This is a genomic window from Paenibacillus sp. CB74 (assembly GCF_055687625.1).
In genome coordinates this window covers 3,438,950-3,462,519 of the sequence record NZ_CM146009.1, presented here as the reverse complement: position 1 = coordinate 3,462,519, position 23,570 = coordinate 3,438,950, and the positions used below count along the sequence as shown (strand labels likewise).

The window sequence follows — 23,570 nt, the reverse complement described above, 5'->3', positions numbered from 1 at the left end:
TAAAGGGCAGCTGTAATATATACAGACTGTTCTTTTTTCTTTTTCTAAGTATATTATCTTGTAAAAAAAGGATGATAATGGAATTGAGTCGAAATGATGATAGAGTCACGGAATCTGATCCACGGATAACATTTGAATCGAGGAGAGGTGATGTTCAATGAATTATGCAAATAAAATCACGTTGGCAAGAATTTCGTTGATTCCATTGTTTATGCTCTGTTTCCTTAATCAGAGTAGCTTGTTGTTTGCACTTATTATATTTGCAGTAGCGGCGGGTACGGATAAATTGGATGGGTATGTGGCGAGAAAATATAATCAAATCACGAATCTGGGGAAGCTTCTTGATCCGCTGGCGGATAAACTGTTGATTGCGGTAGCGTTAATCCTGATGGTTCAGGAAAATATGATCAGTTCATGGATTGCTGTAATCATTATTGGGCGTGAAATAGTTATTACAGCGTTACGAATGGTGGCAACGGAGCAGGGCATTGCTCTTGCAGCCGATCGATATGGCAAGATCAAAATGGTGCTTCAGGTGGCAGCGATTATTGCAATTTTGTTGAACAATGTTCCGATCAGTTTGCTGACTGAGGTGCGGGTTGACCTAATTCTATTATGGCTGGCGGCAGGCGTTACGCTGTTATCGGGAATGAATTATATTGTAATGAACTATCAGTTGCTTCGGACAGAAAAATAGAAGAGCCAATCGGATAATGGTTGATAATCCGAATGTTACCCTGTACTTCATGTACAGGGGTTGTTTGTCGTTGATTGCCGTTCAAAAATATGTGGGGCATAGTCATGGTTCCTTGTATACTTAGAGTATCTGAATATACATAAAATGAATCGGAAAACAGGCACAACGGTGCTGATTCAGGAGGATCTCATGCAACAGGAACATACCGCTGATCACCACGGGGACTGGCTTCAATTTATGATTTTAACAACCAAACTGGAACTTCCACCTTTGCCAGCGGACACAATGGAACGTCCACGGCTAAGTTTGCAACACGAAGAATTGTTCCAATCCAAAGTCACGTTGTTGACTGCCCCGGCGGGTTCAGGGAAGTCAACACTTTTAGGTAGCTGGGTGAGGAGTGCAGCTATTCATGCAGCCTGTGTCTGCCTGGATGATAAAGATCAGGACCCGCTTCAGTTTTGGCTCTACATTATTCATGCACTGGATCGCGTGAGTAAGGGTCTCTGCGGGGATGTACTGCCGCATTTTTTGCAACGGTACCCGGTAGATCCCAGGTCGGCATTGATATTATTGCTGAACCGTGTTGCCCAGACCAATCAACATGCGCTACTCATTCTGGATGACTATCATGCAGTTACCCAGCCGGAGATTCATGAACAGATGCAGTACTTTATTGAAAATCTTCCGCTATCCATTCATCTGGTCCTGTCTAGTCGCACATATCCTCCGTTCATGCTTGAAAAGATGCGTCTGAGAGGTGAGTTGAAGCAATTTACACTTCAGGAACTGGCATTTACGCCAGAAGAGGGCATTGAATTTTGCCAAGAGATCATGCATCTGGATATTACCGGGGGAGATGCGCGTGGATGGGTACAGCAGACAGAGGGTTGGGCTGCCGGATTGAAGCTGCTAGCTTTATCTCACGCATGGGGTGGAAACGCTTCGGTCAGCCCTATGAATTCGATATCATCACCTCTGTCTCGTGAAGATTATGGAACAACTGGTGAGAGAACGATTTCGGATTACTTGCTCGAAGAGGTATTCCAGCGTCAGTCACCGCAAATGCAGCAATTTCTTCTCCGAACAGCGATCACGAGAAGAATGAATAGCAGTCTATGTCAGGTATTAAGTAATATGCGGGAAGCTCCGCAATTGTTAAGGCAACTGGAGAAGGAGCATCTTTTTCTTGTTCCACTTGATCGGGAAGCACACTGGTATCGTTATCATCATTTGTTCTCTACATTTCTAAAGCGTGAACTGGATCGTTGTGGCACAGAACAAGTAAATGAATTACATGGTCTTGCTGCAGTTTGGTATGAGAAACAAGGGTACACGGCTGAAGCGTTGGATCATTATATCCTCGGACAGCATATGCAGGATGCAGCGAGACTGCTGGAAGAGTTGTTCGCCCATTTTATTATGGGAGAGTGGTGGACGCTCCGGCGATACTTTGATGTTGTGCCACTGGAGATCGTGAAATCACGTCCCAAATTATATATGTCTTATCTGTTCCTTGTTGCACGTGAAATGCCTTATGGACAGATGGTGAAGCAACTTGATGAACTGGAACATGTGATCCGGGTGCATCTTCAAGGGCAGCTGGAACCAGAGATTATCGGGTATTTGTTGCAAGTTATATGTGTAATGCGAGCTTATATGGCCTATCTGAACAGAGATTTGGAGGGGTTGGCTCATTATTTGGTGTCCTATATTGATCAGGGATATCCCGATGATATTGCCTTTCAGTATATGGACTATGACCGGAGAGAGAGCATGCGGTTGCGCAGCTTTCATGGTGTTAATGGCTACTTGAGGCGTGGGGAAGCCTGCTTCGGGGCGATTACGGAACGTTGGTATGCTGAACATGCCTACGTGACGTCCTATTACGGTGTTGGATATGGTGAGATTTTAATGGAACAGGATCGAATTACAGAAGCGATAAGTTGTGCGGACCGAGCGCTTGAAGTGGCTTTGCAGATCAAGGTGGCTGCGCTGCTCGTTCCTGCGTATGTACTCAAGGCCAGACTTGAACTTACAATGGGCCGACCTGAAGAAGGTTTGAAACTGCTTCAGCAGGTCTTGGGTTTATTATCTGTGAAGGACATGGAATACTGGCAGCCAGTACTGGAAGCACATCAACACCGAATTTTAATTGAAATGAGTCCAGTGGAATCGTCCCATACCATTCTGACTAAGCCTGCAAACGAAGGAGATGCAGCTGTTGAGATCAGCTGTGATCAGATCTTTCGATCCATGGTTCGCATACGTGCGATGATCATCCTTGAACAGTATGATCATGCACGAGAGGAATTGAGACGAATCCGTAAACTGGCTGAAGAACGGGACTTGCTTGCTGAACAGGTAGAGTGTGCTCTGCTAGAGTCAATCATGTTGCAAAAGCAGGCATCTACAGATGCCGGTGTTGTGGCGTTATCCCGTGCTCTGGTGCTGGGAGGACCCGAAGGGTATATCCGTTCATTTGTTGCTGAAGGTGAACAGATGAAGCGGCTGTTACAGGACTACCTGTCTCTGCGTCGCACGAAGGCAATACACGATGATGGTGTGAAAATGGCTTATGTGAAACAGTTATTGTCTGCTTTCGCAAGAGACAAACGGTTAAGAGGCCTCTCATCTGTAGGAGAGGCGAAGCTGGATACAAAGGAAGTGGGACTCAGCCCGATGGAGCAAAAAATATTCGGTCACATCGCTGAGGGCATGACCAGCAAACAGATTGCTGCCGAGTTTGGCATTTCACCCGGAACCGTTAATACACACATTCGCCGAGTGTTCGCGAAGTTGGGCGCGAGTAGTCGTACTCATGCTGTACAGATTGCGGAGCAACGGGGATTGTTATGATGTAGTGAAACGATGTCTACTCTTTTGTAGACTGTTTTCGAATCAAGGTCTCTCCTACAATGAAGATAATCAAATAACGCTGACGAGTCTTTGCTGACACCAGAGTTATGTTCACGTGGGAGGTAACGTTAAGAGATGTCAACACGAATAACCAAACGTAAAGTTCATACGAAAAATAAGATCCGTAAGGTCTCGCCTTATTGGGCAGCCCTTCTGTCTTTATCTGTCCTTTCTGTTCCCGGGACAGTGCATGCAGCGACTGATGCAGTAAACATTCGGGATTTGCAGCAGGCAGCACCATGGGCCAAGCAAGCTATTGAAAGGGCTGCCGAGCAACAGATGATTCTGGCGGACAAAGCAGGGAATTTCAACCCGACCGCAACGTTAACAAGAGGCGACCTTGCGTATACGCTGGCTCAACTATTGGAGTTGAACGTGTTGTCCTCAGTCCAGCTTCCAGATCTGTTATTCAGGGATTTGGATCATAACGCTGAGAATGGAACCTATATTCATGCCCTTCAAGTGGCAGGAATTATGAATGGTTATCCCGATGGTACGTTTCGTCCTGCCGGTCTGGTAACGAGGGAAGAGCTGGCAACGACAATTATTCGGGCTCTGAAGGCTAAAGGATATGACGAAACATTAAATTTGACCAAAGAGTTGTCATTTAAGGATACTTCCGATATTAGTGCCTGGGCATTGCCTAGTGTACAACAGGCTGTTGAATTGGGAATCTTGAAAGGGGACAATGGAAACTTTGCGCCGAAGCGTTCTACCTCCAGACAGGAAATGGCTGTGATCGCACTACGCACAACTGAAGTCATTCAAGTGCTTGATGAAGCTGCGAACCAAGGGGGTACCAACTCGGAATCCAATCCTGATGAGCCAGGAAAGGGAATTGAGGTGCAGGGTACAACTTCAGGCGGCAACAGCGCAGGAAACGCAAACAGTAATTCCGGGGTGACACCAGGGAATGGAACTGGAAGTACGGGTGGAGGAGGTGGATCTGCGCCAACTACGCCAACGAATCCTTCCACTCCGTCCAATCCAGGTACGGGGAACAGGGCGCCACTGGTTAGTAGTGGCGGTTTGCCTGATCAGGAACTTACACTAGATCATGCCGCATTGGACTTGGATGTCTCCACGTATTTTAGTGATCCAGATGGTGATGAATTGCAATTCAGTGTCATAACCGGAGATGCAACCATTGTTTCCTCTACTGTCGTAGAAAAAGTGATTCGACTTGTTCCACAGGCTACTGGAGTAACAACGTTGACGATCAAAGCAGCTGACGTCCAGGGTGCCAGTGTCACGGCACAACTCAACGTTAAGGTACAGGCCAATACGATAAGTCGTCAATTTCCTGATCCATATTTGGCTGGAGCTATTGCGTATTGGTTGCAAAAGGATGTGGATGATCCACTGACCAAAGATGAATTGGTGGAAGCTCTCATTCAGACCAATGGAGGATTGTATGCCAGAAATGCGGGCATTTCCGATCTGACAGGTGTCGAGATATTCAAAGGGCTGAACGTAACTGAAATCGACCTCTCTGGAAATGAAATAAGCAAAGCAGATGCCTCTGGATTTGATCGCTTGAATTGGCTTGATTTATCCGGTAACGAACTTACGCAAATTAATGTGACAGGACTGGATCAGCTGGAGTATCTGAATCTTGCGAATAATCGACTTGCTTTATTGGATGTGAGCGGACTAGACTCCTTGCAAGAACTGGATATGAACAGTAATGAGCTTGTTCATTTACCCGTTGGAATTGCTGGATTACCTGATCTGCAATACCTGGATGTGAGTAACAATCCCATAACACTGAGAGAAGAGCCTGACTTCACACTGCATCACACGTTGCTGCAACGTTTGGACAGGTATGACTTCGATGATGCGTCTCCTGTATTGGTAGAGGCACCTGCGGGTAATACCGCTTATGTTCATGGGGATGAGGTTGAGATTGACCTGTCCTTTATGTTTGAGGATGAAGATGACGTTAGATCAACTCTCACACTAGAGGCCGACTCCCCTGATCCGCAACTGGCAGATGTCAGAATGATTGGACAGAAACTATACGTTACTGCACTGGGGACGAGTAGTGAGCCTATTCGGATTGAGGTGAAAGCTACCGACCCTCTGGGCAGAACCGGTGTAGGTCACGTGTACGTTGATCTGAGAGGAATAGAGTAGCGTAACTTAGAACAGCATATGTGAACTAATGCAAGTTACATCAACGTGCCTTCCTATATGGAAGGTTCGTTGTTTTTATTTTGTGTGAGATAACTTTATGTTAAAATATGCAAGAAATGAATGAGGCTGTGAGTAATGATGATAGGGGAGAAGAGGATGTCTAAAGGAAATATCAATCCAAGTACTTCAGAGGATTCAGATTATGTTCGCCAGCAACTTATTGCATTTAATGCTGCACATGTGGGCGAGGAATTAAGGCATCGTTACGAGGAGTTGAATTTCAATATCAAAAATGAGACTGGCGAGATTGTTGCAGGTGTGATTAGTACACTTTGCTGGAACTGGCTGGAGGTTGATATTCTCTGGGTCGATTCTGAACAGCGGCATCGGGGATATGGTTCACAGTTGTTGCTTGAAGTCGAGCGAATTGCACGAGAGAAATCTTGTGATTTTGTCATGTTAAATACCTTTTCCTATCAAGCACCAGAATTTTACAAGAAGCACGGATACCAATTGATCACAACGATCGAGAATGCACCGACTGGACATAGTCATTATTATTTTAAGAAGGACCTCACGTAAGAAAACATACGCGAAATAGGATAAAATCAGGAGGATGACAATGGTTACCATTAAAGAAATCGGACTTGAAGACTTACCATCACTAAGCCAGCTATACAATGAGTTGATGGGAACGCCTACCAATGAGCAGCAGATGAAAAAGATGTTCCATTACATACAACAGAATCCCCATTATCATGTGCTTGGTGCATTTCACAATGGTAAACTGGTTGGGTCCGTTATGGGGATTGAGTGTATGGATCTGGTGGGTCCATGCAAACCGTTCATGGTGGTAGAGAATGTGATTGTATCGGATCAAGTGCGTAGGCAGGGCATTGGGCAGAGATTGATGCTCCAGATTGAGCGGATTGCCAAAGATCTGGGCTGTGGTTACATGATTCTGGTGTCTGGCGATCAGCGCAAGGAAGCGCATATATTTTATGAGAAGCTGGGTTTCAAGGATGAGAAGGTTCAGGGTTACCGGAAGCATCTTTAAATATCCAAGCGGGTGATAATATTTTACACAAGTGGAAGGATTACTTAAGGAACATGGCGAATAAGGCATAGTCTTAACAAATGAAACGAATAAGAGGGAGGCACTCTCGTGCTCAAAAAATGGGCTAATGTTTTCATGATTCTGAGCCTGGTATTCGCCGTATGTTCCCCAACCTCCTATGCTGCCGCCAAAACGGTTAAGGTCACCGTGACGTTGGTGAGCGCAGAGCTTGTCGAGAACAACTCTGTCGGTAATGAATGGGCCATCGGAGCAAGTGTGAATGGCAAAGATCTGGAAGAGGGTTCATCGGTCACCTTAAATCTGAAGTCTACAGGTACGTTGAAACTGGAGGCCGTCGCTGAAGAACAGGACAAAATTCCCGATTACGGGAGTAAAAGTACCAACGTCAAACTATCTTCGTTCTCCAAGTCAACCAACAAGACGCTTTCTGTGGTGGTGACCGAGAACAGAGGTCGGTATTCTGGTAACACAGCGACTTGGGCGTTCAAATTTAAGATTAGCAAGAAGTGAATAGGTACCAAACGTGTGATAAAAGGGAGCCGAGCTCTCTTTTTTTATGTGTAAATAATTGGTGATCTGAAGGATGATAACGTTTCGAGCTACGCTGATCTTTGTTAAACTAATGAAAGTATCAGATCAAAATTTAAGATGAAATATTCAAAATAATACATAGGAGGTTAACACAATCATGCGTATCGTAGATAACATTAAAGTCTGGGGGGAGCCGCTGGAGAACGCCGTAAGTCAGGCGGTGACTTGCTCGCAATATGGAGATGTCTTGGGTGTGGCTCTGATGGCCGACCACCACAAAGGTTACTCGCAACCCATCGGTGGTGTTGTCGCTTATCGGAATATGATCAGTCCGTCAGGTGTCGGATATGATATTGCCTGTGGTAACAAGGCTGTGCGCACCAACCTGATGTGGGATGATATTCGGGATCAGATTGTGACGATTATGGATGACATCAATTCGAATATATCTTTCGGCGTGGGTCGTAATAATCCAACACCCGTGGATCATGAACTGTTCGACGACGCGAGCTGGAAGCTGTTTGATACCATTGAACCAGGATTACAGCATAAGCTGAAGACGCTCGCACGCAACCAACTTGGAACCGTAGGCAGTGGCAATCATTTCGTGGATATTTTTGTAGAAGAGGCCACGGGAAAGGTGTGGATCGCGAATCACTTTGGCAGCCGCGGGTTCGGTCACAAAGTGGCGAGTGGGTTCCTTAACCTTGCCGCAGGGCGTCAGTTCAGTGGCAAAGCGCCGGGTGAATCCATGGATCAGCCACCTACATTGTTTAACCTGAACAGCGAAATGGGTGATATGTATTGGGATGGAATGACTCTGGCGGGCAGATACGCTTATGCAGGACGTGATTATGTCATTGAACAGGTGCTTGGAATTCTCGGGGCAAATGCTGAATACACCGTACATAACCATCACAACTTTGCCTGGAAAGAACAGCATATGGGTGAAGAGGTCGTCGTGGTTCGCAAAGGTGCAACGCCACTGGCACCTGGGCAGCTCGGTTTTGTCGGAGGTAGTATGGGTGATATCTCGGTGATTGTGGAGGGGATCCACAGCGAAGAGAATACCGAGTCATTCCGCAGCACCGTACATGGGGCAGGGCGCACGATGAGCCGAACCCAGGCGGCTGGCAAAATGAATTACAAGCTGTGCACACGCATGGGCGGTGAGATTAGCGAAGCACAGATGCATGAGGCGATTCGCGCCTATGGTGTGGAACTGCGGGGAGCGGGCACGGACGAAAGTCCGTTTGTGTATAAGAAACTGCAAGACGTACTGAACGCACATGCGAATACGCTGAAAATCAACCATGTGCTACGTCCCGTCGGTGTCGCCATGGCCGGAGGTAATGAATTCGATCCGTATAAGGATTAGTCATATATGTTCAACTGAACATTTACACGAAAACGGAGAGGGTGAACTTCATGAGAAATTGTGCAATATACAGCTCTCAGTTTGACCTGGATCAGCTGTTTGAAGTGATTCAATCCATTTATCCTGAGGGTACGATTAAACGCAGGGAAGACAAGACCCATATTCAAGTGACTCAGAAAAAATGGCTGAGTAAAAAAAACAAAGGTTTTAATATCATGACCAGCCAGACACATCCTGAGGAATTTACGACCATGATTCAGGGGATGCTTGGATTTTTGAGTCAGATTGAGGGGCGCAATGCTTCGCTCCAGGAAAAGGTATTGATTAAATGTTCCACACTGAACATGGTGATTGGTATTGAGACAGAAGAGGATATCTCGGAAGAATTCTTCGGCGAATTGCTGCGCTTGGCGGATGCTCTGGATGCCGTCATTTTCTGGGGAGGAGGATCTCTGCTGAATGCACATGGCCAGTTATTGCTGGACGTGAATGGAGAATCTGAGGTGGAGGATTACACGGTGACAGCGCACACCAGTTTCCTGGACGATGCTGGAACCCAGACAGAGTCTGCAATTCAACGTAAAGCCCGTTCAGAGCAACGGTTGACGGAACAAGGCATTCCTTATAATGCGAACTTGCCTGCAAGGGCCGGAGAAGAGCACATCACCATTCGGAGTAAAGAGGAAGTCGCGCGCCGTGCGGTTGCCTTGTGTCTTGCCGCGCTGAAGGGAGAGTGTCTGGGAGCAGGCGAAAGCGCGGACGATACCGCAGCTCTGGTTCAGGAAGTGATCGACAAGTATGAGGCGGACTCCTTTTTTTCACCCATAGAGAAGAAGTTTATCGACCAACACGGAGCGGAGCAGCAGGAGATCATCGCCTTCTCTTGGGGATATGAGGCGTACCACGTCATGTTGTGGGCGCTTGGTTATGTGGAGAAATTGGGTGCACCAACGGAGTTGTGTAACGTAGGGAAGGATGTCGGTTATTTGCAACAGAAGGACAGCTTTGCCGACTTTCTCTCCGGTGCATCTCTGCGTAGCAAGAGCGAGATTCTGGATGAAGCAGATCTGATCTACCGTTATAACTGGGTGTGTGTGGATAGTCGTGTCAATGACAAAACACCTCCCGCCGGCTTGAATAGTGGAGTGGCTTATGAACGTCACCGTGCTTTGAACTGGCTGATCTGTTATCTGGATCAGGAGTGGGATGATGTGCGTACAGATACGTAGAACACAACATACAACAATGCAAATACCCCGATAGCCGCTCAAATACGGTTAAAGGGGTGTTTGGCGTGTGGTTCTGTGTGGACACAAACTTTATTCCATGCATGCTTCAATATGTGTATTCACACATATTTACCACCATATATTCTGCTTTTATCCGCTATGCCTGCCGAACTGTTCACGGATGATGACGTCAGCAAGAATCAACTTTTTCTCGACGTTGCTTTCTGGATTCGCTATGCGCCATAACATCTGATCCACCGCACGCGCACCGAGCAATTCCTTATTCACATTGACTGTAGCCAGTAATGGGATATGGTCGTATAGATTATCAAATCCCGTGACAACGCACTGATCGGGTACACGAATCCCCATACTTTCAAGGGCTTCTATGGTATATAGCCCATAAAAATCATTCGCACATACAAACACTTCAGGCAGATTATCCTCATGGATTACCGAAGTGAACGTCTGGCGAAACTCATCCAATGCCTGATTGCTCAGCTCGGGAATCTGACTTATTTCCATCCCATGGCCCATAAGTACAGAAGTGTATGCAATCCAGCGTTCATAGAAGCTTTGAGCATCTCCGATGTTTCCAACGAACTGGAAAGTTTTGAAGCCCTTGCGGAGCAAATAGAGCATGATCTCCCGCATGGATGCAAAGTTATCGGTGAATATGCTATCACTGTGAAAAACAGGGTCCAGATGATCGACCATTACAACCGGAATACTGAGCCGCTTGATTTCAAGCAGAATCGGGGTCGAGATCGAGCCAACGGTAATGATTCCACGAATGGCATCCGGGTTGAGTAGGGTGAATAGCTGGTCTGCTGATGGTTCCGTCAAGGTTAGAATATTAATGCCTTTTTGGTTCAGCTTGGAAGAAATCCCGTTAAAGACGGGTCCCCAGTATACGGAGTCCTGATTTTGGTATCGAACATTGGGAAACAAAATCAAGATGGTACCGCTTGAACGTGTGTTTTTCGAGTCATGTGATTCACTGTTGTGAGACAGTTCACCAGACAAGAGGCTGTTATCTTTGAAATACCCAAGTTTGCCAGCGGCCTTGAGAATGACATCCCTCGTCTGATCGCTGACTCCCGATTTTCCAGACAAAGCTCGTGACACCGCGAATTTCGACAAACCTGTAAAATGTGCAATCTCCTGAATTGTTACCTTCGTTTTCATCATACCATCCTTACACTCGTAATTCTGCCGTATTCCTTGTTTGGAGCGATATCCAACTGATTCTAGTATAGCATGATGTATTTCTCTTAATCTAATAACGGACAGAGAATTCAAAATGTTAGAGAAGCACAGCATTTCAGGATACGCAATCCACGTGAAGATAAGCACATTTTCAGATAGAATGACGAATTTTGTCTATAAAATTATTATTTTGTTATTATTTTAAAATAACAAAATAATAAAAGTTATATTTATGGTTTTAATAAGGTGTACTTAGGAATAAGGATTTTAGTAAGCATGAAAACAGGTTTTTAACCATATTATCAGCATTTTATCAGAATAAATAGAAAATGTTAACAATAAAAATGTTGACGCTTACATTTTGCTGTGTTAAATTTTGTTTGTCAAAAACAAACGATAAAATAACAAATGGTGGTGATTGTTTATTTTTGATTGGTTTCTGAGTGGGGTTAGCGATTTAGGGTGAACCATGATTGGTATACACATTCGGGGAGGTTGTTAAAAACATGATTAGAAGATGGAATGTTGTACCTCTGATGTTATTGGCCGTGATGCTTTTTGTATCCGCTTGCAGTGGTGGGGGGACAGCACAGACGGGAAGCGAAACAGAGGGAACAACGAACTCAGGTAACAGCACCGAAGTCGCTGAAACAGAGAAAGAGGACGTAGTGGAAGAAGCTGTGGCAAATGTGCCTGATCTGGGTGGACGTGTCATCAAGGTTGCTGCCTGGTGGGATCTGAAACCGGCGGGAGAGACCGCCTCCGATAAGGCCAGACTCGATAAAATTGCAGAGGTCGAGAAGAAATACAACGTAAAACTGGAGTTCGTCAACGTACCTTTCGAAGAATACATGAACAAATTTACCACGTCTGCACTGGCCGGCGAACCATTCGCCGACATCGTTCAGATGGAATACAAATCCGCACTACCCGCCATCCTCAAAGGGCAACTGTTGCCCCTCTCCGAATTCACTACACCTGAGAACAACATTAACCAGGAAGCAAACCTGATTACAAAGTTTCCTGCTATTGCAGGCAATGAATATGCCTTCGAATCACCAACCAGCATTGGTCTGGGACTTCACTATAACCGAGACTTGTTCAAGAAACTGTCATTACCTGATCCACAAGAATTGTATAACCAGGGCGAATGGGATTGGGACAAATTCATGGAACTCGCCAAGCAGGCAACCAAAGATACCAATAATGACGGCAAAACAGATGTATATGGATTTTCTGGCTGGGCCCTTGATGTCGTTCGCCATTTTACCGCTGCAAATGGTGGAACCATCGTGGATGATGCCAATAGCAAGGAAGGATTATCTGATCCGAAAACGATTGAAGCAACCGAATTCGTTAAACGCCTGTATAACGTGGAAAACGTCGTGAAGGTCAAAACCGGTGACAAAACCAACTGGGAGGAGAGCAACACTTTTAAGGATGGAGACGTTGCTCTGTTCACTGCTGCTGAATGGCAGTTGGGCGATCTCACCTTTGCTGTCGGTGTTGTACCCATTCCGAATGGGCCACAGGGCAGCAAAGAGGTAACGTATGCAAACAACGCGGCATCGGCAAAATTCATTCCAAAAGATGTGGAGGATCCAAAGATCGTCTACCAAATCTATGAAGAGACCTTCGACATCCCGCAGATCGAAGAGTATCCAGGTCAGGACTATCTGGAAAGTCGTTATACCGACGAGAAGGATATTGCCATCATTCGCGAGCACATCGCTGGAACAGGCCGTATCTTGCTGGATGATGCCTACACGGGATACCCTTTCGGGGATTTTGTGAACGATATCATCAAGGACAATGCTTCCGTCACAGCAACAGCTGAGAAATACAAAGCACAGGCACAAGCTGCCATTGATAAACTCGGTAAACAATAACAACACTTATCACCAGCAAACGATTCAGGCAGGGGCTCGTGTCGGCAATGTTGCACGGAGCCCTTTTTTCCTGAACCACCAAATCGGCTTTGCTGGCATCAGCCTTGATGAGGAGGACTCGCAGGATGGCTGGAATTCTACAACGTAAGACATGGATATTCTCCACAGTGATCATCGTGGCGGCAGCTTGCATCATTCTATATGTAACTTCCGGCGCTGATGAGGGTGCAGATGTTCCACTTGGCAGTCTGCCTGCCATTGAAGTGGATGCGATCTTGCAGCAAACCCGGCAGAAGAAGGGGTACGAACAGTATCGCTCTGGAACAGACCAGGCTTCACAGCCGAGTGTGGACATCACCATTGAAGCGGGAGATTACATAAGAGTCGAAGGTGAAGACGTCCGCAAACTCACTAATTATGAGGGAATGGATGGTGTATCTCTCCATACCGGAGAGACCGGACAAGTCGATTGGACCATTAACGTGCCGGAGACCGGGCTGTATAACCTGTCCGCAATCTATTATCCCGTTGAAGGCAAGAGCTCAGCTATTGAACGTGCATTGTACATTGACGGTGAACTTCCTTTTGCGGAAGCCGCCTATTTGCAGTTTGATCGGGTATGGGTCAATGAGAAAGATGTTGTGGAGCAGGACAATCAAGGCAATGACCTTCGTCCGAGACAAGTAGAACAACCACGCTGGATGGAAGAAACGTTTCAGGACTCCGACGGGTACGAGCAGGCTCCATTCAAGTTTTATTTGGAAAAAGGGGAACACACCCTAACGCTAAAATCTTCGCGTGAACCCATGGTGATTCGGTCCATACGCCTTTTCAATGAGAAGACAGCCGTTCCTTACACAGAGACTGCGGGGGCACAACAGTCGGATTCCTCCGGGCAGCCGAAGGATGTCCTTATTCGCATTGAAGGAGAAGCCGCTATTGCCAAATCTTCACCTACGTTATACCCGACGAGCGAAAGGTCAAGTTCTGCAGTATCTCCTTACAGTGCTTCCCAGGTACGCATCAATACGATTGGTGGCTTTAACTGGCGTCTGCCAGGACAATGGATTGAATGGGAAGTGGATGTGCCGGAGAGCGGACTGTATCATATCGGTTTTACCGCACAGCAGAATTTTGTCAAAGGCATCTATTCTACTCGCAAACTGACCATTGACGGTGAAGTTCCGTTCGCAGAGATGGCCCAAGCGCCTTTTCGTTATCAAAGTGACTATCGCATTGACGTCATGGGTGGCAAGGAAGCATACAAGTTTCAATTAGAAAAAGGAAAACATGTGCTGCGGCTGGAGAACAGCCTGGGTGATTTTGCGCCCCTCATCCGAAATGTGGAGGACAGTCTGTACAACTTGAACTCCATGTACCGGCGCATTCTGATGATTACAGGTACCAAGCCCGATGAATTCCGGGATTATCGGGTGGAACAGCAGATCCCGAACCTGCTGGAAGTGTTCAGTGGGGAGAGTAAACGACTCAAAGACGTGGCCGCACAGCTTCGTCTTCTATCAGGACAGTCCAGCGATCAGGAAGCACTGATCAAGACGATGGCGCAGCAACTGGACGAGATGATTGACAAGCCAAATACCATACCAAGAAGGCTTGGAGCATACAAAACCAACACAGGGGGTCTCGGCACATGGGTGCAGCAGGCACGAGAGCAGCCCCTTGAGATCGACGCCCTGTACGTCACTTCCATCGACCAAGATATTCCCGGTACAGGCATGGGGCCAATTGCCAAGCTCGGTCATGAAGCGAAGATATTCTATCATTCGTTCTTCATTGATTATAACCAGATCGGCAATGTAGCTACAACGGAAGATCAGCGCACCGTAACCGTCTGGATTGGCAGCGGGCGGGACCAGGCGAATACGATGAAGGCGATGATTGACAAGACATTTACACCAGATAGTGGCATTAACGTGAACTTGAAGCTGGTCAACATGGGAACCTTGCTGCCAGCGACCTTGTCGGGCGAAGGACCCGATATTGCCATGCAGATCGGCAATGATCTGCCCGTGAATTTTGCCATGCGGAATTCGGCTGTAGATCTGACGCAATTCAGTGACTATGGCACCGTAGAGCAGGAGTTCAGGGAAAGTGCAATCGTACCGTATGCCTATGACTCAGGCGTATATGCCTTGCCGGAGACGCAGACCTTTAACATGCTGTTTTACCGTAAGGATGTGCTCGAAGAACTGGGACTTGAAGTACCTCAGAACTGGGAGGATGTTGAGGCTCTGCTCGCGATTCTGAGCAAAAACCATATGGAATTTGGCATGCCGGTTGTAACCCAGGCCAATATGCAGGGTGTCAATATTCCACCGAACTCGCAGTATGCCACAATGCTGCTTCAGAACGGAGGCGCCTTCTATCGGAACGATGACAAGGAGTCGGATCTGGATTCCCGGATCGGGATTGAGACCTTTAAGCGGTGGACAGAGTTCTATACCGATTACAAGCTGGAACGGGAATATGATTTTGCCAACCGTTTCCGGACAGGACAGATGCCTATTGGGCTAACGGATTACACCATGTACAACCAGCTGTCCGTATTTGCACCAGAGATTCGGGGATTATGGGGATTCGTTCCTGTCCCGGGAACCGTTCAGGCGGATGGAACCTTGAATCGGGACGTACCGGGTGGAGGCAGTGCAGTCATGATGCTGGAGGGTGCCAAGGATCAGGATGCGGCGTGGGCGTTCATGAAATGGTGGACCAGTGCACCGATTCAGGCGGAATTCGGACGGGAGATGGAAGGTCTGATGGGCGCAGCGGCTCGTTATCCAACGGCCAACATCAAGGCACTGGATTCCCTGCCGTGGCCTGCCGAGGATTACGCCAATCTGAAGGCGCAATTTGAAACAGTGAAGGGTATTCCCGAAGTACCTGGTGGTTATTTTACAGGCCGCCATCTGTTCAATGCATTTTACAAAACCGTTGTTGGCCAAGTGGAAGCCAGGGAATCCATCATGGATTATACCCAATATATTCAGGACGAGATTCGAGTGAAGCGTAATGAATTTGGTCTTCCGTAAGCAGAGGGAGGGTTAATCGTGCCACAAATATCACTCCGAGACGGACAAAACAGTCCTCCTGAGAAAGCGTCAAGGATGGGCATGAAATCGTGGTGGAGCTGGAAGCTCCAGGAAATGAAGGCCAGCAAACATTCCTATGTTCTGCTTGCACCTTATATGCTGCTGTTCGTCATGTTTACCGTGATTCCGGTTGTCATCTCGATCATACTCAGCTTCACCTACTTTAATATGCTGGAATTCCCGCGTTTCATTGGCTGGCAGAACTATACCCGCCTGTTTCTGGAGGATGATGTATTCCTGATTGCGATTAAGAATACGTTGTTGTTCGCCATTATTACCGGGCCGATCAGTTATATTGCCTGTTTTGTCTTCGCGTGGATCATTAATGAGTTAACACCGAAATGGAGAGCGTTCATGACGTTGATCTTCTACGCGCCCTCCATTTCGGGCAATGTGTATTTTATCTGGCTCATGATTTTCTCGGGAGATCGTTATGGTATTGCCAATGGGCTGTTGATCAAATGGGGTTTTCTGCTGGAACCGATCCAGTGGCTGAAGACGGAAGCCTATATTATGCCCATCCTCATTCTCGTGCAGTTGTGGCTGAGTCTCGGCACCGGATTTCTGGCATTTATCGCCGGTTTGCAGACGGTGGACCGGACGTTATATGAAGCGGGCGCGGTGGATGGGATAAAAAATCGCTGGCAGGAGCTGTGGTACATTACCTTGCCTTCGATGCGTCCACAGCTCATGTTCGGCGCGGTCATTCAGCTCACAACTTCGTTTGCCGTGGCTGATGTGTCGATTGCACTGGCCGGGTTCCCAAGCGTGAACTATGCGGCAGAGACGGTGGTCACCCACTTGATCGACTTTGGTACAACGCGGTTTGAGATGGGATACGCATCGGCGATTGCGACCGTGCTGTTCATGATCATGGTGGGCACCAACTTGCTGGTACAGAAACTGCTTCGAAGGGTGGGAGAATAACCTATGGCTGCAATTGCAACAGGCAAAAAGCGGGTGAATCGCTCGCTATCAGGAAGTCTCTCCCTGTTTGCCCTTCTGCTCGTATTTGGTGCCTTCATGGTGCTGCCGTTGATCTATGCGATCAACAATGCATTCAAACCATTGGATGAGATTTTCACCTTTCCGCCAACGCTGTTTGTCAAAAATCCCACATTCAGCAACTTTACAGATCTGCTGAATCTGCTGAGTGACTCGTGGGTGCCGTTTTCACGCTATATATTCAACACGGTATTTATTACAGGTATCGGAATTGTAGGTCATGTGCTTCTGGCTTCCGCAGCCGCCTACCCGCTTGCGAAGCACAAGTTTCCAGGCAAAGTATTCATGTTCCAAGTGGTCGTACTATCACTGATGTTCACACCTGCGGTGACGGCCATTCCGAACTATATGATCATGTCATGGCTCGGATGGATTGACACGTACTGGGCTGTTATCATCCCGGCATTTGCCTATTCACTCGGGTTGTATCTGATGAAACAGTTCATGGAGCAGATCCCGGATGCGCTACTGGAAGCGGCCAAGATTGATGGTGCCAGTGAATACCGGATCTTCTGGTCCATTGTCATGCCCAATGTGAAGCCAGCCTGGCTTACATTGATCATTCTGCTGTTCCAGATGTTATGGGGCAGTGATGGCAATGGGTACATCTACAGCGAGCAGCTCAAGACCCTGCATTATGCAGCAGGTCAGATTATTCAGGGCGGAATATCCCGGGCAGGAGCAGGTGCTGCGGTAGCACTGATTTTGATGAGTGTGCCGATCACGCTATTTATTTTCTCTCAGAGCCGAATCATTGAGACGATGGCGAGCTCGGGCATGAAGGATTAAGGGGGAGCGATATGGCACGCACAGTGAAAAGATGGCTTGTTCTCCTGGCGGCAGTATCTCTGCTGCTGGTGAATGCCGTGCCTGCGGCGGCCTCCCCGGCGCCGTATGAGAGTTATAACTACAACTACTGGAAAGAGGCTGTTCCATCACCAGATGCCTATCTGCCCGAGCGCACCATTTCAGGCCGTGACCTCGGCATTAGTGAGTTCAAAGACCCCGGTGATGTGAACGTTTCTCCGTCCGGGTTGATCTACATTTTGGATAGTGGCAACAATCGAATTGTCGTATTGGACCCGGAATTTAAGTTGCTGCGCGTTATCGATGGATTCATGACAGAGGGCAGCAAAGAGAGCTTTAATCTTCCGGGCGGATTGTTCGTGAATGAAGAAGAACACATATACATCGCCGATACGGGAAACAGTCGAGTGGTTGTTTTGGATGGAGAAGGGAGGCTGCTTCATATCATAACCAAGCCGGAGTCGGATATCCTGTCGACCCAATTCCAGTTCCAGCCCTTGAAACTGACGGTTGATCATGTAGGTCGCGTATATGTTGTGGCACAAGGGGTCTACGAAGGCATTATGCAGTTTGATGAGAGTGGGGCATTTATCGGATACGTCGGTACCAACAAAGTGGAGCGGGACTACGGCGAATATATCTGGCGCATGTTATCCACCAAAGCCCAGCGTGCACAGATGGTTCTGTTTGTGCCAACAGAGTTCTCCAATGCGGATATTGACCCCAAAGGATTCGTGTATGCGACGAATATTGATCCAGGCTCGAATGAACCGATCAAACGGCTGAATCCGTCTGGCGAAGATGTACTGAAACGTTTTGGTTATTACGACGTCAAAGGCGATATCCGGTTCCGCAACAATCCCGGTCCATCCAAACTGATTGATGTGAAAGTGCTCGGCGACGGCATGTACAGTGTACTGGATGCGACACAGAATCGGGTGTTCACGTACGACGATGAAGGTCATCTGCTCTACATATACGGTGGCAAAGGAAATCAGGTGGGCACGCTCAAAACGCCAGTTGCGATTGAACAATCGGGTGAGCACCACTTGGTTCTGGACCGGGGGAAGAACAATCTTGTTGTCTACGAGCCAACTCGTTTTGGTTCCCGTGTGAATGAAGCGGTCGCACTCCACTATCGAGGCGAGGACACGGAAGCTGTGAATATATGGAGAGAAGTGCTTAAGCTGAATGCCAACTATGACATCGCCTATATCGGTATCGGCAAGTCCTTATTAATGGAGAAGAAAAACGAGGAGGCGCTGGGGTACTTCGAACTTGGGATGGATCGCAAGAGTTATTCTGTCGCGTTCAAGAGGCATCGGCGAGAGATGATGAAGGAACATTTTGGTACATTCCTGACCGCTGTGATTGCGCTGATTGTCATTCTGATCCTGACCCGGGTGGCGGCTAAATGGAGACGGAGGAGGCAGGTCGATCGTGAAGCAGGATTTCATTAAGTTTCCGCTGCATCTCATTTTTCACCCCATTGATGCATTCTGGGACCTCAAGTCGGATAACCGGGGACGGCTGTTTGTTGCTTTTGCAGCACTCGCGCTTACCATTGTCATGATGATTCTGCAAAAGCAGTATGCAGGATTTCTCGTCAATTACATCGACCCTCGCACGATTAACAGCATCATTGAGATCGCCACAGTTGCGGTGCCTTTCTTTCTATGGTGCACTGCCAATTGGGCAGTAACGACCTTGATGGAAGGGGAAGGCAAGTTCAGGGAAATCGTGCTGGCGACAGGCTACTCGCTCATTCCCGTTATTCTGGTCTATGCCCCGATGATCGTAATTAGCCGGTTCATGGTGCAGGAGGAGACTGCTTTTTATTATCTGTTCAATAGCATCGCGTTTTTCTGGTTTGTACTGCTTCTGTTCATTGGCATGATGACGGTACACCAGTACACGGTGGTTAAAACGATCGTTACGATGGTGCTGACACTCATCATGATGGGCATTATTGTATTCCTTGGCGCACTCGTCTTCAGCATGCTGCAACAGCTGTACGAATTCGGTTATAACATTTACCGCGAGTTGATTTTTCGGACCTAAAGGAGGCGGCATCCGTGAACCAAAGGCAACGACTATATACGGTGCTGGCTGGTGGTGCAGCTGTAATCATGATTGCAGCCGGGCTGCTGTATATAAACAACAGGGGCATTCCTGCCGTAGAAGCTGCGGCTTATCTGGACACAACAACCAGAGCTATGCCTGTCACGGAGGAACCATTGAAGTTCCTTGTCGACTCTTCGCAGGGGGTGCCTGGTATGCAATTGGTAGCCGAAGATCAGGGCTTGGCTCTGTACTATAACGAGGAGACAACGGAAATTGCAGTACGTGACGGGAAAAGTGGAGAGGTCTGGTACAGCAACCCGAAAGAACGGGCTGAGGATGGTCTTGCTTCTGCGTATGAGAAAGAAGTGCTGTCCTCCCAGTTGAACGTGTCTTTCCGGGATTCGATGGGCACTTTGGAGAACTTTCCAAATTTCAGTTCGAGTATAAGCAACAAACAATTCACAGTGGGCCAGATCGATCAAGGGATTCGGGTCAACTATACACTGGGTGATACATCACTTGGGATTGATGCACTGCCGAAGTTGATTAGCAAACAGCGACTGGAGGAGAAGGTTCTTTCCAAGCTGGACGCTTCTGTCGCTAGATACACATCTGCCCGTTATTATCCAACCAAGAACAATCCGGATATTCTGGAACGGCTGGATGGACAGATTTCGAAGCAGCTTGTGCTGAACAAGATGTTGAGTGCATTTGAGACGGCAGGTTACACGGCGGACGATCTCGCTTATGACAATCAGGAGAATGGAGTCGAAGGCGGAGGTGTATCGGATAAGCCAAGCTTCGTGATTTCTGTGGAATACCGATTGGATCAAGGGGCGCTTGTTGTGACCGTGCCTCTGAGTCAGATAGAGGAAAGTGGGCAATACCGTATCCGAAATATTGATTTGCTCGCTTATTTTGGTGCTGCGGATACGAAAGGTGAAGGCTACATGCTGGTACCTGACGGTTCGGGTAGTCTGATCCACCTGAACAACGGGAAAACCCAGGAAGAGCAGTATGTACAGCGTGTCTATGGTGCAGACCCGAATGATAATTCGCTCAGTCGTCCTCAGGTTAGTGAATCCGCGCATATGCCTGTGTTTGGTCTGAAGAACGGGGAGAATGCGTGGTTTGCAGTCATTGAAAAAGGGGACGGCATAGCCAGTATCTCCGCGGATATTGGAGGCAGACAGAACAGCTACAACCATGTGCATGCAACCTTCTCGCTGCGGGGTGAGGATGAACTGGAGATGTACACCTCGCAGAAAATGCAGGAGATTCAACTGCTTGGCGAAGAGCCTTACCGTGGAGACATTCAGGTCCGCTATCATTTCCTTCATGGAGAAGATGCCAGTTACTCGGGAATGGCCCGCCTGTATCAACAGCAGTTAATAGAACAGGATGTGCTGAAACCCCTCGCGGAAAAGACAGCGTTGCCGTTTTATGTAGATGTGCTTGGTGCAGTGGACAAAAAGGCTTCGTTCCTTAGCGTACCCTATCGGACCACTTTAGCTATGACGACGTACGAACAGGCCATTGAAATGGCAGCGAAGTTACAGCAGAATGGTGTGAACCGTGTACAAATGCGGTATCAGGGATGGTTCGGCGGTGGTGTCAGCCATCATACGCCAACGCAGGTGAAGTTGGACAAGGAAGTAGGTAGTCGTTCCGAACTTCAGGCATTGTCAACTAAGCTGGAGCAGTCGGGTGGAGCTTTGTACCCGGATGTGGCTTTCCAGCATATTTATCACGATGATATGCGTTTTGCTCCTTCCTCGGATGCGGCGCGGTTTATTACTAAGGAGACAGCAGAACTGTATCCATACAACTCTGCGCTTAATCGTATGGATCAGAGTAAGGACAGCTATTATCTGCTCTCAGCGGCCAAGCTTCCTTATGTGGTGAGTGAGTTTACTGATCAATTCAATCAACTGGACCTCGGTGGATTATCCCTTCGTGATCTGGGGCAGGTCCTGACTTCGGATTACCGGGATAGTCGGGTGATTCATCGGGAGACGGCAAAAAACATAGTGAAGGAGCAGCTGGGCAAGTTGGCACAGTCCTATCCGAACCTGATGGTATCCGCAGCGAATAGCTACGCTTGGGGTAGCGCACAACATGTTGTAAATGTACCCGCAGGGTCAAGTCGGTTCAATATTACCGATGAAGAAGTTCCTTTTTATACGATGGTCATTCATGGATACATGAACTATACGGCATCTCCAATGAACATGTCGGGGGATCAGGATCTCCGCAAACAGTTGCTGCGAAGCTTGGAGCTTGGAGCAGCTCCGTATTTCCAATGGACCTATGAACCATCATCCAGGCTGAAGCTGACGAATTATGATTCGGCCTACGCAACGGAGTACAGTTATTGGGTGGATGACGCCATTGCTTTGTATAAGCAGGCCGAAGACGTACTGGGAGATGTGGTGAATGAGAAGATCCTCAGACATGAACGCATTCAGGAAGGTGTGGTCCGAGTCACCTATACTGGCGGTACAACCATTATTGTGAATTACAATGCGGATGCAGTAACTGTGGATGGAACGACGGTTGGCGGGACGGACTATGTGGTGGGAGGAGTGAACCGATGAGAACCATTCGATTATCACTGAAGTCACGGAGAGCGCTGCTTGGACTTGCATTTATTTCGCCGTGGCTGCTCGGTTTCATCTTCCTCTTTGCCACACCGCTCCTGCAATCGATTCGGTTCAGTCTGAGTAATCTGTCCGTTGCTCCGGGAGGATACGTTCTGGACTTTGTTGGATTCAAAAATTTCAAGGATGCGCTTCTGGTTGATGCTACATACAACCGGATTCTGGTGGATTCCGTAGGAGCGATGTTGCTGAATGTGCCGATGATTCTGTTCTTCAGTCTGTTTACAGCAACACTGCTTAACCAGAAGTTCAGAGGTAGGACGATGGCACGTGCGATCTTCTTCCTGCCGGTTATTCTGGCTTCCAGTGCAGTTGCAGCAGCAGAGTCTGCGGGATTAATCAATCTAATGGGGGATGCAAGTGCTGTCGATGCGGCCGCTGATGGTGGTGCCTCGTTCAATGTGGTATCCATTGTGCGGATGCTGGCGGATGTGGGATTGCCAATGGCCTATGTGGATTACATCGTTGAAGCCATCATGCGGATCTATGAGATTATTAGTAGTTCGGGTGTGCAGATTCTGATCTTCCTCGCCGCGCTGCAATCGGTACCGGGATCAATGTATGAGGTTGCGAAGATCGAAGGGGCGACAGCCTATGAATCGTTCTGGAAAATAACATTTCCGATGGTCAGTCCGTTAATTCTGACGAATGTGATCTATACCATTATTGATTCATTTGCCGGAAGTCCGGTCACGCAGGCGATCTATCAGACCGCATTCAAAACCCAGAACTTTGGCTTAAGCTCGGCGATGTCCTGGCTGTATACGTTGGTGATTGGCCTTGTACTGATCGTAGTGGGCTGGGTACTGTCACGGCGTGTTCATTACAACTGACAGTTCACATTGAGGGAGGCTTCAG

The 23,570-nt window shown here is 47.7% G+C and carries 17 protein-coding genes; 16 read left to right on the top strand and 1 reads right to left on the bottom strand.

The window, feature by feature from the left end; genetic code table 11:
• Positions 1-157: 157 nt before the first annotated feature.
• The 8 genes from pgsA to ACX9NY_RS15225 all read left to right on the top strand — a co-directional run bounded on the left by pgsA (position 158) and on the right by ACX9NY_RS15225 (position 9,968).
• Complete coding sequence (gene pgsA, locus ACX9NY_RS15260; protein ID WP_472473535.1) at positions 158-697, top strand: CDP-diacylglycerol--glycerol-3-phosphate 3-phosphatidyltransferase; 540 nt, start codon at positions 158-160, stop codon at positions 695-697.
• A gap of 189 nt (positions 698-886) precedes the next feature.
• The gene (locus ACX9NY_RS15255; protein ID WP_472473533.1) at positions 887-3,556 is read left to right on the top strand and encodes a winged helix-turn-helix domain-containing protein; all 2,670 of its coding nucleotides are present in this window, start codon (positions 887-889) and stop codon (positions 3,554-3,556) included.
• A gap of 135 nt (positions 3,557-3,691) precedes the next feature.
• Positions 3,692-5,752: an S-layer homology domain-containing protein gene (locus ACX9NY_RS15250; protein ID WP_472473531.1), complete on the top strand. Its 2,061-nt coding sequence runs from the start codon at positions 3,692-3,694 to the stop codon at positions 5,750-5,752.
• A gap of 156 nt (positions 5,753-5,908) precedes the next feature.
• Positions 5,909-6,334 (top strand): GNAT family N-acetyltransferase, encoded by a 426-nt coding sequence (locus tag ACX9NY_RS15245; RefSeq protein WP_472473529.1) that lies wholly within the window; start codon positions 5,909-5,911, stop codon positions 6,332-6,334.
• Between the two features lie 40 nt (positions 6,335-6,374).
• Positions 6,375-6,809, top strand: a complete 435-nt coding sequence (locus ACX9NY_RS15240) for a GNAT family N-acetyltransferase (protein WP_342572357.1) — start codon at positions 6,375-6,377, stop codon at positions 6,807-6,809.
• 108 nt (positions 6,810-6,917) lie between these two features.
• Positions 6,918-7,340 (top strand): hypothetical protein, encoded by a 423-nt coding sequence (locus tag ACX9NY_RS15235; RefSeq protein WP_342572358.1) that lies wholly within the window; start codon positions 6,918-6,920, stop codon positions 7,338-7,340.
• A gap of 178 nt (positions 7,341-7,518) precedes the next feature.
• The gene (locus ACX9NY_RS15230) at positions 7,519-8,739 is read left to right on the top strand and encodes an RtcB family protein (RefSeq protein WP_472473527.1); all 1,221 of its coding nucleotides are present in this window, start codon (positions 7,519-7,521) and stop codon (positions 8,737-8,739) included.
• A gap of 50 nt (positions 8,740-8,789) precedes the next feature.
• A complete protein-coding gene (locus tag ACX9NY_RS15225; RefSeq protein ID WP_472473525.1) occupies positions 8,790-9,968 on the top strand; it encodes a DUF4272 domain-containing protein in 1,179 nt (392 codons plus the stop codon).
• A 150-nt stretch (positions 9,969-10,118) separates the two neighbouring features.
• On the opposite strand, the gene ACX9NY_RS15220 is transcribed toward ACX9NY_RS15225, so the two are convergent.
• Positions 10,119-11,156: a LacI family DNA-binding transcriptional regulator gene (locus ACX9NY_RS15220; protein WP_445252651.1), complete on the bottom strand. Its 1,038-nt coding sequence runs from the start codon at positions 11,154-11,156 to the stop codon at positions 10,119-10,121.
• Between the two features lie 527 nt (positions 11,157-11,683).
• Between ACX9NY_RS15220 and ACX9NY_RS15215 the strand changes: the two genes are divergently transcribed.
• The 8 genes from ACX9NY_RS15215 to ACX9NY_RS15180 all read left to right on the top strand — a co-directional run bounded on the left by ACX9NY_RS15215 (position 11,684) and on the right by ACX9NY_RS15180 (position 23,545).
• On the top strand, positions 11,684-13,066 hold the full coding sequence (locus tag ACX9NY_RS15215; protein ID WP_472473523.1) for an ABC transporter substrate-binding protein: 1,383 nt from the start codon (positions 11,684-11,686) through the stop codon (positions 13,064-13,066).
• A 125-nt stretch (positions 13,067-13,191) separates the two neighbouring features.
• On the top strand, positions 13,192-16,116 hold the full coding sequence (locus tag ACX9NY_RS15210; protein WP_472473521.1) for an extracellular solute-binding protein: 2,925 nt from the start codon (positions 13,192-13,194) through the stop codon (positions 16,114-16,116).
• Between the two features lie 75 nt (positions 16,117-16,191).
• On the top strand, positions 16,192-17,103 hold the full coding sequence (locus ACX9NY_RS15205; protein WP_091032984.1) for a carbohydrate ABC transporter permease: 912 nt from the start codon (positions 16,192-16,194) through the stop codon (positions 17,101-17,103).
• A gap of 3 nt (positions 17,104-17,106) precedes the next feature.
• Positions 17,107-17,970 carry a carbohydrate ABC transporter permease gene (locus ACX9NY_RS15200; RefSeq protein WP_017689719.1) on the top strand — a complete coding sequence of 288 codons (864 nt, stop codon included), beginning with the start codon at positions 17,107-17,109 and terminating at the stop codon, positions 17,968-17,970.
• A gap of 11 nt (positions 17,971-17,981) precedes the next feature.
• The gene (locus ACX9NY_RS15195) at positions 17,982-19,448 is read left to right on the top strand and encodes an NHL repeat-containing protein (protein WP_472473518.1); all 1,467 of its coding nucleotides are present in this window, start codon (positions 17,982-17,984) and stop codon (positions 19,446-19,448) included.
• Positions 19,429-20,049 (top strand): YIP1 family protein, encoded by a 621-nt coding sequence (locus ACX9NY_RS15190; RefSeq protein ID WP_472473516.1) that lies wholly within the window; start codon positions 19,429-19,431, stop codon positions 20,047-20,049. The genes ACX9NY_RS15195 and ACX9NY_RS15190 overlap by 20 nt, the downstream gene beginning before the upstream one ends.
• A 14-nt stretch (positions 20,050-20,063) precedes the next feature.
• Positions 20,064-22,649 carry a DUF5696 domain-containing protein gene (locus tag ACX9NY_RS15185; RefSeq protein ID WP_472473514.1) on the top strand — a complete coding sequence of 862 codons (2,586 nt, stop codon included), beginning with the start codon at positions 20,064-20,066 and terminating at the stop codon, positions 22,647-22,649.
• Positions 22,646-23,545 (top strand): carbohydrate ABC transporter permease, encoded by a 900-nt coding sequence (locus ACX9NY_RS15180; protein WP_339259938.1) that lies wholly within the window; start codon positions 22,646-22,648, stop codon positions 23,543-23,545. Before ACX9NY_RS15185 ends, ACX9NY_RS15180 begins: the two co-directional genes overlap by 4 nt.
• The last annotated feature ends 25 nt before the right edge of the window (positions 23,546-23,570 follow it).